General features: G+C 72.4%; 13 protein-coding genes. 10 read left to right on the top strand and 3 right to left on the bottom strand.

Annotation, left to right across the window (positions count from 1 at the left end; all coding sequences use genetic code 11):
* Positions 1-48: 48 nt before the first annotated feature.
* On the bottom strand, positions 49-2685 hold the full coding sequence (pcrA, locus tag ACFWFR_RS10495) for a DNA helicase PcrA (protein ID WP_377622898.1): 2637 nt from the start codon (positions 2683-2685) through the stop codon (positions 49-51).
* Positions 2686-2877: 192 nt separating this feature from the next.
* Between pcrA and ACFWFR_RS10500 the strand changes: the two genes are divergently transcribed.
* Both ACFWFR_RS10500 and ACFWFR_RS10505 read left to right on the top strand, forming a co-directional pair.
* Positions 2878-3261 carry a VOC family protein gene (locus ACFWFR_RS10500; protein ID WP_377622900.1) on the top strand — a complete coding sequence of 128 codons (384 nt, stop codon included), beginning with the start codon at positions 2878-2880 and terminating at the stop codon, positions 3259-3261.
* A gap of 160 nt (positions 3262-3421) precedes the next feature.
* Positions 3422-4039, top strand: a complete 618-nt coding sequence (locus ACFWFR_RS10505) for a GNAT family N-acetyltransferase (RefSeq protein WP_377622902.1) — start codon at positions 3422-3424, stop codon at positions 4037-4039.
* Between the two features lie 132 nt (positions 4040-4171).
* Here ACFWFR_RS10505 and ACFWFR_RS10510 read toward each other — a convergent pair whose 3' ends face one another.
* Positions 4172-4654 (bottom strand): DUF456 domain-containing protein, encoded by a 483-nt coding sequence (locus tag ACFWFR_RS10510; RefSeq protein WP_377622904.1) that lies wholly within the window; start codon positions 4652-4654, stop codon positions 4172-4174.
* Between the two features lie 233 nt (positions 4655-4887).
* Complete coding sequence (locus ACFWFR_RS10515; RefSeq protein WP_056647571.1) at positions 4888-5238, bottom strand: hypothetical protein; 351 nt, start codon at positions 5236-5238, stop codon at positions 4888-4890.
* A 408-nt stretch (positions 5239-5646) separates the two neighbouring features.
* On the opposite strand from ACFWFR_RS10515, the gene ACFWFR_RS10520 reads away from it, so the two are divergent.
* The 8 genes from ACFWFR_RS10520 (at position 5647) to cobA (ending at position 15267) form a co-directional block, all read left to right on the top strand.
* Positions 5647-7470, top strand: a complete 1824-nt coding sequence (locus tag ACFWFR_RS10520; protein ID WP_377622906.1) for a nitrite/sulfite reductase — start codon at positions 5647-5649, stop codon at positions 7468-7470.
* A complete protein-coding gene (locus ACFWFR_RS10525) occupies positions 7467-8372 on the top strand; it encodes a phosphoadenylyl-sulfate reductase (protein ID WP_377622908.1) in 906 nt (301 codons plus the stop codon). The genes ACFWFR_RS10520 and ACFWFR_RS10525 overlap by 4 nt, the downstream gene beginning before the upstream one ends.
* Positions 8369-9409 (top strand): sulfate adenylyltransferase subunit CysD, encoded by a 1041-nt coding sequence (cysD, locus tag ACFWFR_RS10530; RefSeq protein ID WP_377622910.1) that lies wholly within the window; start codon positions 8369-8371, stop codon positions 9407-9409. Before ACFWFR_RS10525 ends, cysD begins: the two co-directional genes overlap by 4 nt.
* Positions 9409-10782 (top strand): sulfate adenylyltransferase subunit 1, encoded by a 1374-nt coding sequence (locus ACFWFR_RS10535; RefSeq protein WP_377622912.1) that lies wholly within the window; start codon positions 9409-9411, stop codon positions 10780-10782. Before cysD ends, ACFWFR_RS10535 begins: the two co-directional genes overlap by 1 nt.
* A gap of 129 nt (positions 10783-10911) precedes the next feature.
* Positions 10912-12042, top strand: a complete 1131-nt coding sequence (locus ACFWFR_RS10540; protein ID WP_191801297.1) for an ABC transporter substrate-binding protein — start codon at positions 10912-10914, stop codon at positions 12040-12042.
* Between the two features lie 4 nt (positions 12043-12046).
* Positions 12047-12862 carry an ABC transporter ATP-binding protein gene (locus ACFWFR_RS10545; protein ID WP_191801299.1) on the top strand — a complete coding sequence of 272 codons (816 nt, stop codon included), beginning with the start codon at positions 12047-12049 and terminating at the stop codon, positions 12860-12862.
* Positions 12852-13898, top strand: a complete 1047-nt coding sequence (locus ACFWFR_RS10550; protein WP_191801301.1) for an ABC transporter permease — start codon at positions 12852-12854, stop codon at positions 13896-13898. Before ACFWFR_RS10545 ends, ACFWFR_RS10550 begins: the two co-directional genes overlap by 11 nt.
* 7 nt (positions 13899-13905) lie before the next feature.
* A complete protein-coding gene (gene cobA, locus ACFWFR_RS10555; RefSeq protein ID WP_377622915.1) occupies positions 13906-15267 on the top strand; it encodes a uroporphyrinogen-III C-methyltransferase in 1362 nt (453 codons plus the stop codon).
* The last annotated feature ends 91 nt before the right edge of the window (positions 15268-15358 follow it).

Below are 15358 nucleotides of genomic sequence, written 5' to 3' on the forward strand. Positions count from 1 at the left end.
CACCCTGGGAGGTGAGCCGCGCCGTCGGGCAGCGGGCGGGCGGGCGCCCTACAGCTTGGTGACGGGCGAGAACCGCAGCAGGAGCCGCTTGGTGCCGTCGGCACCGAAGTCGATCTTGGCGACCGCGTTGGTGCCCGCGCCCTCGACCGCGACGACCGTGCCGAGCCCGTAGGCGTCGTGCGTGACCTTGTCGCCGATCGCGAGCGAGGGGATGTCCCCCTCCTTGCGCGGCGTCGCCGAGCCGAACTTGGGGCCGTCCGGGTTGGGCGTGACCGACCGCGTGCGCACCGCGCCGTTGCGCGAGCCCGAGCCCCCGGATCCGTGGCCGCTGCCCGAGCCCCCGCGCGAGGAGCCCGACGACGAGCCCCACCCGCCCGTGTACCCGCCGGGCCCGCGCAGGGTCGCCATGGACGACTCCCTGCGGCGCCAGTCCCACAGGTCCTCGGGGATCTCGTCCAGGAAGCGGCTGGGCGGGAACTCGTTGGCCATGCCCCAGGCAGAGCGCACCGCGGAGCGCGAGATGTAGAGGCGCTCCCGGGCACGCGTGATGCCCACGTAGGCGAGGCGGCGCTCCTCGGCGAGCTCGCTGTCGTCGTGCAGCGAGCGCATGTGCGGGAACGTGCCGTCCTCCATGCCGCTGAGGAACACGACGGGGAACTCGAGGCCCTTGGCCGTGTGGAGCGTCATGAGGGTCACGACCCCCGGGTCCACGACGGGCTTGCCCTCGTGCCCCTCGTCGTCGCTCGACGGGATCTGGTCCGAGTCCGCGACGAGCGAGACCCGCTCCAGGAAGTCCGTGAGGTCGCCCTCGGGCTCGAGCTCGGTGAACTCGCTCGCGACCGCGTGCAGCTCGGCGAGGTTCTCGACGCGCGAGCCGTCCTGCGGGTCCTCGCTCGCGCGGAGCTCGGCGAGGTAGCCCGAGCGGTCGAGGACCGCACCGAGGATCTCCGCGGGCGTCGCCCCGGTGGCGTACAGGTCGAGGAGCCCGTGGAACAGCTCGCGGAAGGTCCGCAGCGGGTTGAGGGTCCGGGTCGTCATGCCCGGGATCTCCTCGGCGCGGTCGAGCGACGCGGCGAACGAGATGCGCTCGCGCTCGGCGAACGCCGCCACGAGGGCCTCCGCACGGTCGCCGAGCCCGCGCTTGGGCACGTTGAGGATGCGCCGCAGGTTCACGTCGTCGTCCGGGTTCGCGATGGCGCGCAGGTAGGCGATCGCGTCCTTGATCTCGCGCCGCTCGTAGAAGCGCGTGCCACCGACGACCTTGTACGGCAGGCCGACCCGGATGAGCACCTCCTCGAGCGCACGGGACTGGGCGTTGGTCCGGTAGAAGATCGCGACGTCGCCCGGGCGCACGCCGTCCGAGTCGCCGAGGCGGTCGATCTCCTCCGCGATGAAGCGCGCTTCCTCGTGCTCGTTGTCCGCGACGTAGCCGATGATCTTGACGCCCGCCCCCGCGTCGGTCCACAGGCGCTTGGGCTTGCGGTCGACGTTGCGCGAGATCACGGCGTTCGCGGCCGAGAGGATGTTCTGCGTCGAGCGGTAGTTCTGCTCGAGCAGGATGGTGCGTGCGTTCGGGTAGTCGGCCTCGAACTCGAGGATGTTGCGGATGGTCGCACCACGGAAGGCGTAGATCGACTGGTCGGCGTCGCCGACGACCGTGAGCTCCCCGGGCGGGATGGTCCCCGGCGCCCACGTGCCCTCGCCGTCCTCCGCCACGGGGGCCGAGGCCCCCGCGAGCTCGCGCACCAGCACGTACTGCGCGTGGTTGGTGTCCTGGTACTCGTCGACCAGCACGTGCCGGAACCGTCGGCGGTAGTGCTCCGCGACCGCCGGGAACGCCTGGAGGAGGTTGACCGTGGTCATGATGATGTCGTCGAAGTCGAGCGCGTGGGCCTGCGCGAGACGTGCCTGGTAGCGCGTGTAGACGTCGGAGAGGACCTGGTCGAACGCGTCGGCCGAGCCGTCGGCGGCCGACGCACCGCTCTCCCGCGCGTAGCGCTCGGGGTCGATCAGCTCGTTCTTGAGGTCCGAGATCTTGTTGGACAGCGTCCGCGCGGGGTACTTCTTCACGTCCAGGTCGAGCTCGCGGCTCACGAGCGTGATGAGTCGCTGGGAGTCCGCCGCGTCGTAGATCGAGAAGCTCGACTTGAGCCCGAGCGCCGAGGCCTCCTTGCGCAGGATCCGCACGCACGCCGAGTGGAAGGTCGAGACCCACATGTACTTGGCCGCGGGGCCGATGAGCGACTCGACGCGCTCGCGCATCTCCGCCGCCGCCTTGTTGGTGAAGGTGATCGCGAGGATCTCGCCCGGCCGGGCCCGCCCGGTCGCGAGCAGGTAGGCGATGCGGTGCGTGAGCACACGCGTCTTGCCCGACCCCGCACCCGCGACGATGAGCAGGGGGCTGCCCGAGTGCACCACGGCCTCGCGCTGCTCCGGGTTGAGCCCCTGGAGGAGCGACTCGGGATCGATGTGCGAGAACCCGCTCGAGCGGTGCCCGTCCTCGTCGGGCGCACCGGCACCGCCCGACCCCGACGAGCCGCGCCCGGGGCGCGTGGCCGCGCGGGCGGAACCTCCGCCGTCGGGCGCCTCGTCCCACCGCGGCGCGGTGGACGGCAGGCGCGACGAGTCCCCGAGGGACGCGAGGTCGAATCCGGGCAGCGGCAGGTTCTCGAAGAGCGATGTCATAGCCCTCCAAGGGTAGGCGCGGGCACCGACACTTCCGGCATCGACACCTGCCGCGGCACAGGCGTCGCGTCTCGCGCGTCCTCCCCCGGCGCGCCCCCGCGGGCGCCGGGACGCGACCGATGACTTCGCGACCGCCGCACGGTCCTACCGACGACGCCTCGCACCAGGGCGCCCCGCAGCGAGGGAGGAATCATGACGACGACCCACTTCACAGGACTGCACACGGTCGCGGTCCCGGTCGACGACCAGGACGCCGCTCTCGCGTTCTACCGCGACGTCCTGGGCTTCGAGGTCCGCATGGACGGCGACCTGCAGGAGGGCTTCCGCTGGATCGAGGTCGCCCCGCCCGGCGCCGCGGTCTCGGTCGCGCTCGTCGCCGCCGGCCCGGACCAGCCCGCGGGCGTCGACACGGGGATCCGGCTCGCGACCTCGGACGCCGCAGCCGACCACGCGACGCTCGGGGCCCACGGCGTGCGCGTCGAGGAGCTGCTGCGCTGGGACGGTGTGCCGCCCATGTTCTCGATGCGCGACCTCGACGGCAACGTGCTCTACGTGACGGAGATCTCGGTCGGCTGAGCACAGGGCGGTCCCCGGCCCCCCGCAGCAGAGCGAGCGCGGGATCGGCGCCGTTCCGCGCCTGGCGAGGTTCCCGAGCCGTTCTCGGCACGCGACCACCGACCGACCACGATCAGGTCGCCCGGGCCTGCCACGTCCCGCGCCCGATAGTGTCCGAGGCGTGAACGCCTTCACCGAACCAGTGACCCTGACCGGCCGCCTCGTGCGCCTCGTCCCGCTGCGCCCGGACCACCACGACGCGCTGGTCGAGGCCGTGCGCGACGGCGAGCTGTGGAACCGCTGGTACACCTCGGTCCCGACCCCCGAGGAGATGGCGGTGTACATCCACGACAAGATCGCCGCCCGGGAGGCCGGGGCGGCGAGTCCGTGGGTCGTGGTCCGCAACGCCGACGACCAGGTGCTGGGCGTCACGACGTTCCTCGGGATCGACCCGCTCAACCGTCGCGTCGAGATCGGCGCGACCTGGCAGCGGGCGGGCGCCCAGGGCACGGGCGCGAACCCCGCCGCCAAGCTCCTGCTGCTCGCGCACGCGTTCGACGACCTCGACGCGATCGCGGTCGAGTTCCGCACGCACTTCCACAACCGGGAGTCCCGCTCCGCGATCGAGCGCCTGGGCGCCAAGCTCGACGGCGTGCTGCGTAGCCACCAGATCGGGTACGACGGCACGCTGCGCGACACCGTGGTCTACTCGGTCACTGCCGCCGAGTGGCCGACCGTGCGCGTGGGCCTGGAGTACCGGCTGCGGGCGCGGCTCGAGGCCTGGGCCTCTGAGGGCTGACGCGAGCCTGCCGAGGAGCTGCTGAGGGACTGCCGAGAACGGGGTTGCGGAGCTGCTGAGAACGGGGTTGCGGTCGTCCTGCCGCTCATCGCGACCGCAACCTCGTGCTCGGCACCGCGGGGCCCCGCGGGCTCACGTCAGCGCGAGCCCCACGCCCCACGCCGCCGTCGCGAGCAGCCCGCCGAGGAGCTGGACCACGATCGTGATGCCGGTCGCCTGGAGCGCGGCGACCGTCGCCCGCCAGGCCGCCCGGCGGTCGCGACGGCGCAGCAGCTCGGCGACGAACACCGCGAGCACGAACCCGATGAACAGCCCGACCACGGGGATCACGAAGAAGCCGACGACGCCCAGGAGCCCGCCCCAGGCGAGCGTCGACCAGGGCACGTCGGCCCGTCGCATGTGCCGTCCCGCGAGCAGGAGCTGCCCGCCCTCGGCCGCCACGACGAACGTGGCCGCGACCGCGAAGCACACCCAGGCCGTGGTGCCGCCCGTCAGGATCGCCCAGACGAGGATCGCCCCGCCCACGAGCGTGTTCCCCGGCAGCACCTGCACGACGATCCCGGCCAGCCCGACCAGGATCAGCAGCCCGACGACGATCTCTCCAGCGATGCTCACGGGGCCAACCCTCGCACGTCGGTGACCGCGCGCTGCGCCCGGCGGGCCTGACGCAGGTCCCGCCCGCCGGCAACCGCGAGCGCCCGGGCACCGGTCTCCTCGAGACTCTCACGCCGGCAACCGCCGCCCGCAGCCGTCGACGGTGAAGACGCACCAGGACGACGAAGGCCCCCGACGGTCGAACCGCCGGAGGCCCTGGTCTCGTGCCGGCGCGCTGCGCGCACCGGAACCCGTCAGACGAAGACGGCCACGATGATGTTGACGAGCGTGAGGCCGCCGATCGAGTGCTTGAGCGCGGGCGAGATCTTGTCCCCCTGGCGCACGCCGACGAACGCGAGGACGGCGATGATCACGGCGATGACCAGCTTGATGCCGATCTTGACCATGCTCGGCCCGCCGTCGTCCCACATGCCGCTCATCTCGGCGACGCCGACCATGAGGATGCCCGCGACGGCAGCCGTCGCAGCACCGTGGAAGACGCCCTTGTTGAGCGCCGCGGACTTGAGCGACACGAAGTAGCCGCCGAGGACGATGGCCCAGCCGACGAAGTGCAGGACCGCGAACACGTTGTAGACGATTTCCATGGGCCCCATCCTAGTTTGCTGACGCGACTGTCGGAAAAACTCCGCGTGTCGCCGCGCGGCGGGGACAGCCGACGAGACGTCTGGAGCCGCAGCGGCGAGGCCGAAGTCTGAGACACCCATCCACCATGCGGACAGGGGCTACCCATACGGTCGCGGCCTCTGTAGCGTTCCCGCCATGACCACGGCAGCGCACCTCCTCCTCGTGACGACGCGTCACGAGTCGACGGCGTGCGCCCGCAACAGCTTCTGCTGTTGTTGTTGACCCGCGCCTGACTCAGCCCGAGCCGTCCTCGCCGACAGCTCGCCATCTTTCTGAGCCGAGGGCGCGCGTGGTCGGCCCTCAGCCACTCCCCTCGTCGCGCTGAGACCTCTGGCCCCGTGTGCCCATGTCCCCCCATGAGGAGCACGATGACGCCGCCGCACACCACCACCGAGGCGACCCCGGTCGCCGACCGGTCGGCCGGCAGCAGCCCCGCCACCCCGGCAGAGGCCACCGTCGGCACGACCGCCGCGACCACCCCGCAGACGCCCGACGGCGCCGCTCCCGCCGCGCGTCCGGCCCGCCCGGCGCGGGTCGCCCGCCCCAACGGCCAGTGGGCCGTCGACGGCAAGGAACCGCTCAACGGCAACGAGAAGTGGAAGCAGGAGGACGGCGGGCTCTCGGTGCGCCAGCGCATCGAGGACGTCTACTCGCGCGAGGGCTTCGACTCGATCTCGGGCGACGACCTGCACGGCCGCTTCCGCTGGTGGGGCCTGTACACGCAGCGCAAGCCCGGGATCGACGGCGGGCGCACGGCCCAGCTCGAGCCGCACGAGCTCGAGGACAAGTACTTCATGCTCCGCGTGCGCATCGACGGCGGCGCGGTGAGCACCGAGCAGCTCCGGGTCATCGCGGACATCTCCCGGGACTTCGGACGCGACAGCGCCGACATCACCGACCGCCAGAACATCCAGCTCCACTGGGTCGAGGTCGAGAACGTCCCGGAGATCTGGCGCCGGCTCGAGTCCGTGGGCCTGCAGACCACCGAGGCCTGCGGCGACGTCCCGCGCGTCGTGCTCGGCAGCCCCGTGGCCGGGATCGCGGCCGACGAGCTGATCGACCCCGCCCGCGTCATCAAGGAGATCACCGACAAGTACATCGGCGTCCCCGAGCTCGCGAACCTCCCCCGCAAGTTCAAGACCGCCGTCACGGGTCACCCGTCCCAGGACGTCGTCCACGAGATCAACGACGTCGGGTTCGTCGCGCTCGAGCACCCCGAGCTGGGCGTCGGGTTCGACCTGTGGGTCGGCGGCGGCCTGTCGGCGAACCCCCGCCTGGGCGAGCGCCTCGGTGCCTTCGTGACCGAGGAGCAGGTCGCCGACGTGTGGCACGGAGTGGTCCAGATCTTCCGCGACTACGGGTACCGCCGGCTGCGCAACAAGGCGCGCCTGAAGTTCCTGCTCGCGGACTGGGGGCCCGCGAAGTTCCGCGAGGTCCTCGAGACCGAGTACCTGGGCTACGCGCTGCCCGACGGCCCGCCCGCACCGCAGCCCACCCAGCCGGGCGACCACGTCGGCGTGCACAAGCAGAAGGACGGCCTCAACTACATCGGCGCGGCCCCCTACGTGGGGCGGGTCTCGGGGAGCATCCTCGCGGCCGTCGCGGACCTCGCCGAGTCGGCCGGCTCGCAGCGCGTGCGGTTCACGCCGCACCAGAAGCTGCTCGTGCTCGACGTCCCCGACGAGCACCTCGAGCGCGTCGTCTCGGGTCTCAAGGAGCAGGGCCTCGACGCCGACCCGAGCCCCTTCCGCCGCAGCACCATCGCGTGCACGGGCATCGAGTACTGCAAGCTCGCGATCGTCGAGACCAAGGCCTCGGCGAGCCGCGCGATCGACGACCTCGAGAAGCGCCTGGGCGACCTGTCCGCGATGAAGCCGCTCTCGCTGCACATCAACGGCTGCCCCAACTCGTGCGCCCGCATCCAGACCGCGGACATCGGTCTCAAGGGTCAGCTCGTGCTGGACGACGAGGGCAACCAGGTCCCCGGCTTCCAGGTGCACCTCGGTGGCGGGCTCGCCTCGGACGACCGCGCCGAGGCGGGCATGGGCCGCACGGTCCGTGGCCTCAAGGTCACCAACGACGACCTGCCCGAGTACGTCGAGCGCGTCGTGCGCCAGTTCGAGAAGGAGAAGGACGGCACCGAGACGTTCGCCCAGTGGGCGCACCGCGCGGACGAGGAGTCGCTGCGATGAGCGGGACGACCACCGCGCCGGGTGACGCGCTCGACGCTGCGGGCGCGGCGCCGTCGGGCACGCCGCTCGCCACGACCGGCACCGACCCGCTCGCCGCGCTGCGCGCCGCCGCCAAGGCGCGCACCGAGGCGCGCGCCGCGTCCAAGGCCGCGCACGCGGCCCGCCGGGCGCAGGACGCCCGCCCCAAGCGGTCGGCCGACGAGCTGCGCGCGATCGTCGAGCGCGGTCAGGCCGAGCTGCACGGCTCAGGGCTGGGTGCCGCTGATGAAGCGACCGCCGAGCAGGTCGTCGCGTGGGCCGTGCGCGAGTTCGGCGACTCGATCGCCGTCGCGTGCTCCATGGCCGACGCGGTCCTCCCGCACGTCGTCGCGCAGCAGGCACCCTGGGTCGACGTCCTTTTCCTCGAGACCGGCTACCACTTCCCCGAGACCACGGGGACGCGCGACGCCGTCGAGCAGCAGATGGACGTCACGATCGTCGACGTCCTGCCGCAGCTCACGGTCGCCCAGCAGGACGAGGCGCACGGCAAGGACCTCTGGTCGCGCGACCCCGCCGCGTGCTGCGCGATGCGCAAGGTCGAGCCGCTGACACGCACGCTCGGCGGGTACGAGGTCTGGGTCACGGGCGTGCGCCGCGACGAGGCACCGACGCGCACCAGCACCCCGCTCGTGACCTGGGACGAGAAGAACGGGCTGGTCAAGATCAACCCGCTCGCCGCCTGGTCGTTCGACGACCTGCTCGGCTACGCGGCCCAGCACCAGGTCGTCCTCAACCCGCTCCTCAACGACGGGTACCCGTCGATCGGCTGCGCGCCCTGCACCCGCCGCGTCGCCCCCGGCGAGGACCCGCGCGCGGGTCGCTGGGCCGGGCTCGACAAGACCGAGTGCGGGCTCCACGTATGAGCGCGCCCACCACGACCACGGCGACGCTCCCGTCGACCGCACCGACCACCGCGACCGCACCCCCCACGCACACCGACGAGAAGAGCGACGCCGTGACCGCCCCAGTGGCTTCCCCTGCGGATACCGCCCAGACCTACCGCCTGACCCAGCTCGAGTCCCTCGAGTCCGAGGCCATCCACATCATCCGCGAGGTCGTCGCGGAGTTCGAGCGCCCCGTGCTCCTCTTCAGCGGCGGCAAGGACTCGGTCGTCATGCTGCACCTGGCGACCAAGGCGTTCTGGCCCGCCCCCGTGCCGTTCCCGCTGCTGCACGTCGACACGGGTCACAACTTCCCCGAGGTCCTCGCCTACCGCGACGCCACGGTCGCCCGCCTCGGCGCCCGCCTCGAGGTCGCGAGCGTCCAGGACTACCTCGACGACGGCCGCCTCCTGGAGCGCGCCGACGGCACCCGCAACCCGCTCCAGACCCAGCCCCTGCTCGACGCCATCACGGGGCACAAGTTCGACGCCGTGTTCGGCGGCGGCCGGCGCGACGAGGAGAAGGCGCGCGCCAAGGAACGCGTCATCTCGCTGCGCGACGAGTTCGGGCAGTGGGACCCGCGCAACCAGCGCCCCGAGCTGTGGAACCTGTACAACGGTCGCCACCGCCCGGGCGAGCACGTCCGCGCGTTCCCCCTGAGCAACTGGACCGAGCTCGACATCTGGCGCTACATCGCCGCCGAGAAGATCGACCTGCCGAGCCTGTACTACGCGCACGAGCGCGAGGTCTTCGAGCGCGACGGCATGCTGCTCGCCGTCGGTCCCTACTCCCAGCCGCGCAACGACGCCGAGGCCGCGAACGTGCGCACCGAGACCGTGCGCTACCGGACCGTGGGCGACATGTCCTGCACGGGCGCGGTCGAGTCCGACTCCTACACGGTCGACGACGTCATCACCGAGGTCGCCGCGACCCGCATCACCGAGCGCGGCGCGACGCGCGCCGACGACCGGATCTCCGAAGCCGCCATGGAAGACCGCAAGAAGGAGGGGTACTTCTAGTGAGCGCCACCACCACGCACCCGCAGCCCGCCGAGGACTCGCCCGTGCTCCCCACGAGCACCCTGCTGCGCCTCGCGACCGCCGGATCCGTCGACGACGGGAAGTCGACGCTCGTCGGCCGCCTGCTGTTCGACTCCAAGTCCGTGCTCGCGGACCAGCTCGACGCCGTCGAGCGCGTCTCGCGCGACCGCGGTCTCGCGACGGCCGACCTCGCGCTGCTGACCGACGGCCTGCGCGCCGAGCGCGAGCAGGGCATCACGATCGACGTCGCCTACCGCTACTTCGCGACCGCCAGGCGCTCGTTCATCCTGGCCGACTGCCCCGGGCACGTGCAGTACACGCGCAACACCGTCACGGGGGCCTCGACCGCCGACGTCGTCGTGCTGCTCATCGACGCCCGCAAGGGCCTGCTCGAGCAGACGCGCCGCCACCTCGCGGTCGCGAGCCTCCTGCGCGTCCCGCACGTGATCGTGGCCGTCAACAAGATCGACCTCGTCGACTACAGCCAGGAGCGCTACGAGGAGCTCGCCGACCAGATCCGCGAGGCCGCGGCCTCGCTCGGCGTCCCCCACATCCTCACGCTGCCCGTCTCGGCGCTCGAGGGCGTCAACGTCGTCGACCGCTCGGGCGGCCCGGGCGGCAAGACCCCCTGGTACGACGGACCGAGCCTGCTCGACCTGCTCGAGGAGCTCCCTGCCGCAGAGACCCCGGACACCGAGGCGTTCCGCTTCCCCGTCCAGGTGGTCCTGCGCCCCCAGGGCGCTGCCCTCGAAGAGCGTTTCCGCGACTACCGCGGGTACGCCGGGCAGATCGCCTCGGGCGTCGTCCGCGTGGGCGACGAGATCGTGGTCCTGCCCAGCGGGAGGAGGAGCACGGTCGAGGGCATCGACACGGCCGACGGCACTCTCGCCGAGGCCTTCGCCCCCCAGTCCGTCACGATCCGCCTCACGGACGAGATCGACATCGCCCGCGGCGACCTCATCGCCGCCGCGGTCGACGCACCCCAGGTCACGCAGGACGTCGAGGGCACCGTCGCGTGGCTCAGCGACAAGACGCTGCGCCCCGGCACCCGCGTCCTGCTCAAGCACACGACCCGCACCGTGCAGGCCGTGGTGCGCGACGTCGTCGGGCGCCTGGACCTCGACACGGCCGAGCTCGAGCCCGCGGAAGCGCTCGAGCTCAACGACATCGGGCGCGTCACGCTGCGCCTCGCCTCCCCCGTCGCGGCCGAGGAGTACATCACCTCGCGTCGCACCGGTGCTTTCCTCCTGATCGACGGTCAGGACGGCGGCACCCTCGCAGCAGGAATGGTCGGAGACGCTCTGGCGGCCGTGCGATGTCCTTCGCAGCGCCCCGTGCAGTACGCGATCTGAGGTCACCCGACCACCGCAGGTAGGGGCCCGGACCACCGGGCCCTCGGATCGCGTACTGCATGGATCGGCGCTGCCGGGACTCGACACGTCCACCACCAGGCACCCTCCGACCATCCAGAAGGATCTTCCATGAACACCTCGTCCCGCCCGACCCGCGCCTCCCGGGCCGCCACGCCACGACACCGCTTCGCCCGGACCCGGTCCGCGGTCGCAGCGCTCGCCGTCGCGCCGCTGCTCCTGCTCGCCGCCTGCTCCACGGGCACGTCCGACGCCGCCGACGCCCCCGCCGCGTCGTCCGGCCCGGCCGACGAGCTGCGCCTCGGCTACTTCGCGAACGTCACGCACGCCCCCGCGCTCGTCGGGGTCGCGGGCGGCCAGTTCGAGGAGGCCCTGGGCGACACCAAGCTGACGACCCAGGTCTTCAACGCCGGTCCCGCCGCGATCGAAGCCCTCAACGCGGGCGCCATCGACGCCACGTTCATCGGCCCCAACCCCGCGATCAACAACTTCGTGAAGTCGAACGGCGAGGCCGTGCGCATCATCGCGGGCTCGACGTCGGGCGGTGCGCAGCTCGTCGTGCGCGAGGGGATCGACACGGCCGCCGACCTCGAGGGCACCAAGATCGCCTCGCCCCAGCTCGGCGGGACCCAGGACGTCGCGCTGCGTGCCTGGCTCACCGAGAACGGCCTGGAGAACGACATCCAGGGCGGCGGGGACGTCGCGGTCACCCCGACCGAGAACGCCCAGACCCTCACGCTGTTCCAGAACGGCGAGCTCGACGGCGGCTGGCTGCCCGAGCCCTGGGCCTCGCGCCTCGTGCTCGACGCCGGAGCGCACGTCCTGGTCGACGAGAAGGACCTGTGGGACGACGGCCAGTTCCTCACCACGCACCTGATCGTCCGCACCGACTTCCTCGAGGAGCACCCGGAGACGGTCGAGGCGCTCCTGCGCGGCGAGGTCGCGGCGATCGACTGGCTCGACGCCAACCCCGACGAGGCCAAGACGCTCGTCAACGGCGAGATCGAGAAGATCGCCGGCAAGCCGCTGTCGGACGCGGTCCTGGACCGCGCCTTCACCAACATCACCTTCACCACGGACCCGCTCGCGGGCACGCTCAACACCCTGCTCGAGGACGGCGTGACCGCCGGGACCACCACCGAGGCGGACCTGAACGGCATCTACGACCTGAGCCTCCTCAACAAGGTGCTGACGGAGGCCGGTCAGCCGACCGTCTCCGCCGCCGGTCTCGGCAAGGAGTAGCACCATGACCACCACGTCCCCCGCCCGCACGGGCTCCCCTGCCGGTATCACCCTCGACGAGGGTGCCGGCCCCACGACCGGCGTCCGCCTGCGCGGTGTGTCCAAGCGGTTCTCCCCGACGGGCGCCCCGGTGCTCGAGGGGATCGACCTGGACATCGCGCAGGGCGAGTTCGTCTGCCTGCTCGGAGCCTCTGGCTGCGGCAAGTCGACGCTGCTCAACATCGTCGCGGGTCTGGAGCGCCCGACCACGGGGGACGTGGAGGTCGCCGGGGGCGGCGCGGCCCTGATGTTCCAGGAGTCCGCGCTGTTCCCCTGGCTCACCGCGAGCCGCAACATCGAGCTCGCGCTGAAGTTCCGCGGCGTGCCGCGCGCCGAGCGGCGTGAGCGTGCCGCCGAGCTCCTCTCGCTCGTACGGCTCGACGGATCGGGCGACAAGCGCGTCCACGAGCTCTCGGGCGGCATGCGCCAGCGCGTCGCGCTCGCTCGCTCGCTCGCCCAGGAGCGGGACGTCCTGCTCATGGACGAGCCGTTCGCCGCGCTCGACGCCATCACGCGCGACCTGCTCCACGACGAGCTCGAGCGCGTCTGGGAGCAGACCGGGCGCACCATCGTCTTCATCACGCACAACGTCCGCGAGGCCGTGCGGCTCGGGCAGCGCGTGCTGCTCATGTCCTCGCGCCCCGGACGCATCGTGCGCGAGTGGGACGTCGACGTGTACGGCGCGAACGAGCAACGCAGCATCGAGGCCGCCGCCGCGTCGCGCCTCGCGACCGAGATCACCAACGACCTCCGTGAGGAGATCCGCCGTCATGCCGTCTGAGACCCTGACCCCGCGGGACGAGGCCCGTCCCGGTTCCGGCCCGGCCGAGAGTCCCACCACCCGGCCCGCCGACGAGGTGAGCACACCCCGCGAGGTGAGCGCCGTCGTCGGGCACGCCAAGGACGTGGGCGACATCGAGGCGGGCCTCGACGCCCTCCAGACGAGCGTCGCGCCCAGCGCGAGCCGGTGGTCCAAGGTCTTCCAGGCCGTGTACCCGCCCGTGCTCGCGATCGCGATCCTGCTCGCGGTCTGGCAGGTGCTGGTGTGGCTCGAGGTCCAGCCCATCTACAACCTGCCCGGCCCCACCCAGGTCTGGGAGGCCGTGACCCGGGCCGCCGCGAGCGGCACGCTCTGGCAGGCGCTCGGCACGAGCCTCTCGCGCGGTGTCCTGGGCTTCCTCGCAGCCGTCGCGATCGGTACCCCGCTCGGTATCCTCGTGGCGCGCGTGCGCTGGGTGCGGGTGTCGTTCGGGCCCATCATCACGGGCCTGCAGGTGCTGCCGTCGGTCGCCTGGGTGCCCGCGGGCATCATCTGGTTCGGGCTGTCGGACGCCACGGTGTACTTCGTGATCCTCATGGGCGCGGTCCCGTCGATCATCAACGGAATCGTGTCCGGCGTGGACCAGGTGCCGCCGCTGTACCGGCGCGTGGGCCAGGTCCTGGGCGCGGGCCGCTTCCAGATGATCAAGGACGTGATCCTGCCCGCAGCGTTCCCCGGCTATCTCGCGGGCCTCAAGCAGGGCTGGGCGTTCTCGTGGCGCTCGCTCATGGCCGCGGAGATCATCGCGGTCGGCGGCGGGATCGGGTTCGGGCTGGGGGCCTTCCTCCAGCAGGGCCGCGAGCTGTCCGACATGGCGCTCGTCTTCACCGCGATCCTGCTGATCCTCGTGGTCGGCATGGTCATCGAGCTGCTCTTCTTCGCTCCGGTCGAGAAGACCATGCTGCGTCGCCGCGGCCTGGCTCCCGAGACGTCCACGAGCAAGGGCCCGGGGTGGCTGCGCCGGCGTGAGCTGGCTTCGGCCGCTCTCGGGCGATGATGGGCGCATGAACTCTGAGCTCTACCCCCTCGGTCTGCGGATCGCAGGCCGTCCGGTCGTCGTCGTGGGCGGGGGGCCGGTGGCCGCGCGCCGCACGCGGTCCCTCGTGGGCGCGGGCGCGCAGGTGCGTGTCGTGGCCCCCGAGGTCTGCGAGGACCTGGCAGCGCTGGTCGCCCTCCCCGCGCCCGACGGCGCGACTCACCTGCCCGACGGCGCGGGGCCCCTCGCCGGGTCCGGCACGCCCCGGCCCGTGGTCACGTGGGACGCGCGCGCGTTCCGCCCGGGCGACCTCGAGGGTGCGTGGCTCGTGCACACCGCGACGGGTTCGGCCGAGGTCGACGCCCAGGTCGCTGCCGAGGCCGAGGCGCTGCGCGTCTTCTGCGTGAACGCGGGCGACGCCGAGGCCGGGACCGCCTGGGTGCCCGCGGTCGCGCGGGTCACGGTCGGAGACACTGCGGTCGGCGGCACTGCGGCGACCGCTTCGTCGTCCGCGACCGTCGCGTCGGATGCCCGCGCCACGGAGATCACCGTCGCCGTCAACGCGGGGCGCGACCCGCGACGGGCCCAGCGGATCCGCGACGCGATCGACGCCCTGCTCGCGACCGGTGAGCTCCCCCTGCGTCAGGTCCGCCCGGGCACGGACGGCGTCGGGACGGTCGCGCTCGTGGGTGGTGGCCCCGGCGACACCGGGCTCATCACGGCGCGCGGGCGGCGGCTGCTCGCCCAGGCCGACGTCGTGGTCACCGACCGCCTGGGGCCGCGTTCGCTGCTCGACGACCTGGACGACGACGTCGTGATCGTCGACGTCGGCAAGACCCCGGGCTTCCACCCGGTCCCGCAGGAGGAGATCAACGCGCTGCTGGTCGAGCACGCGCTCGCCGGCCGACGAGTTGTACGACTCAAGGGCGGCGACCCGTACGTATTCGGCCGCGGAGGTGAGGAGCTCATCGCGTGCGAGGAGCACGGCATCCCGGTCGAGGTCGTGCCTGGCGTGACGAGCGCGGTCTCGGTACCTGCGGCGGTGGGGATCCCGGTCACGCACCGTGGCTGGTCGCGCGGCTTCACGGTGCTGACCGGGCACGAGGACATCGGCAAGGTCCCGGCCGCGGCCGACCACACCGTGATCCTCCTCATGGGTGTCTCGCGGCTGCGCGACTCGGCTGCGGCTCTCGTGGCCTCGGGACGCTCGCCCCGGACACCGGTCGCCGTGGTCGAGGACGGCTACGGCCCGCGTCAGCGCTCGACCGTCGGGACGCTCGAGACCATCGCGGACGTGGCCGCCGCGGCCGGGGTCCGTGCGCCGGCCGTGACCGTGGTCGGGGACGTGGTGCGCGTCAGCCCTGCCTGGCGGGCTGCCGGGCTGAACTGACTCCCGCCGGTCGGCCGGGACCAGCTCGAGCAGGCAGAGCAGCCCGACGACGCGAGAAACCCCGAGGGGCCCGTCATCCACAGGATGACGG

Source organism: Oerskovia sp. NPDC060287 (assembly GCF_042726775.1).
In the GTDB taxonomy this organism is placed as follows: domain Bacteria; phylum Actinomycetota; class Actinomycetes; order Actinomycetales; family Cellulomonadaceae; genus Oerskovia; species Oerskovia merdavium.

Coding starts and splice junctions, on each gene's coding strand:
- pcrA (WP_377622898.1), bottom strand. CDS start 2,685: ATGACATCGCTCTTCGAGAACCTGCCGCTGCCCGGATTCGACCTCGCG.
- ACFWFR_RS10500 (WP_377622900.1), top strand. CDS start 2,878: ATGACGACGACCCACTTCACAGGACTGCACACGGTCGCGGTCCCGGTC.
- ACFWFR_RS10515 (WP_056647571.1), bottom strand. CDS start 5,238: ATGGAAATCGTCTACAACGTGTTCGCGGTCCTGCACTTCGTCGGCTGG.
- ACFWFR_RS10520 (WP_377622906.1), top strand. CDS start 5,647: ATGACGCCGCCGCACACCACCACCGAGGCGACCCCGGTCGCCGACCGG.
- ACFWFR_RS10525 (WP_377622908.1), top strand. CDS start 7,467: ATGAGCGGGACGACCACCGCGCCGGGTGACGCGCTCGACGCTGCGGGC.
- cysD (WP_377622910.1), top strand. CDS start 8,369: ATGAGCGCGCCCACCACGACCACGGCGACGCTCCCGTCGACCGCACCG.
- ACFWFR_RS10540 (WP_191801297.1), top strand. CDS start 10,912: ATGAACACCTCGTCCCGCCCGACCCGCGCCTCCCGGGCCGCCACGCCA.
- ACFWFR_RS10545 (WP_191801299.1), top strand. CDS start 12,047: ATGACCACCACGTCCCCCGCCCGCACGGGCTCCCCTGCCGGTATCACC.
- ACFWFR_RS10550 (WP_191801301.1), top strand. CDS start 12,852: ATGCCGTCTGAGACCCTGACCCCGCGGGACGAGGCCCGTCCCGGTTCC.
- cobA (WP_377622915.1), top strand. CDS start 13,906: ATGAACTCTGAGCTCTACCCCCTCGGTCTGCGGATCGCAGGCCGTCCG.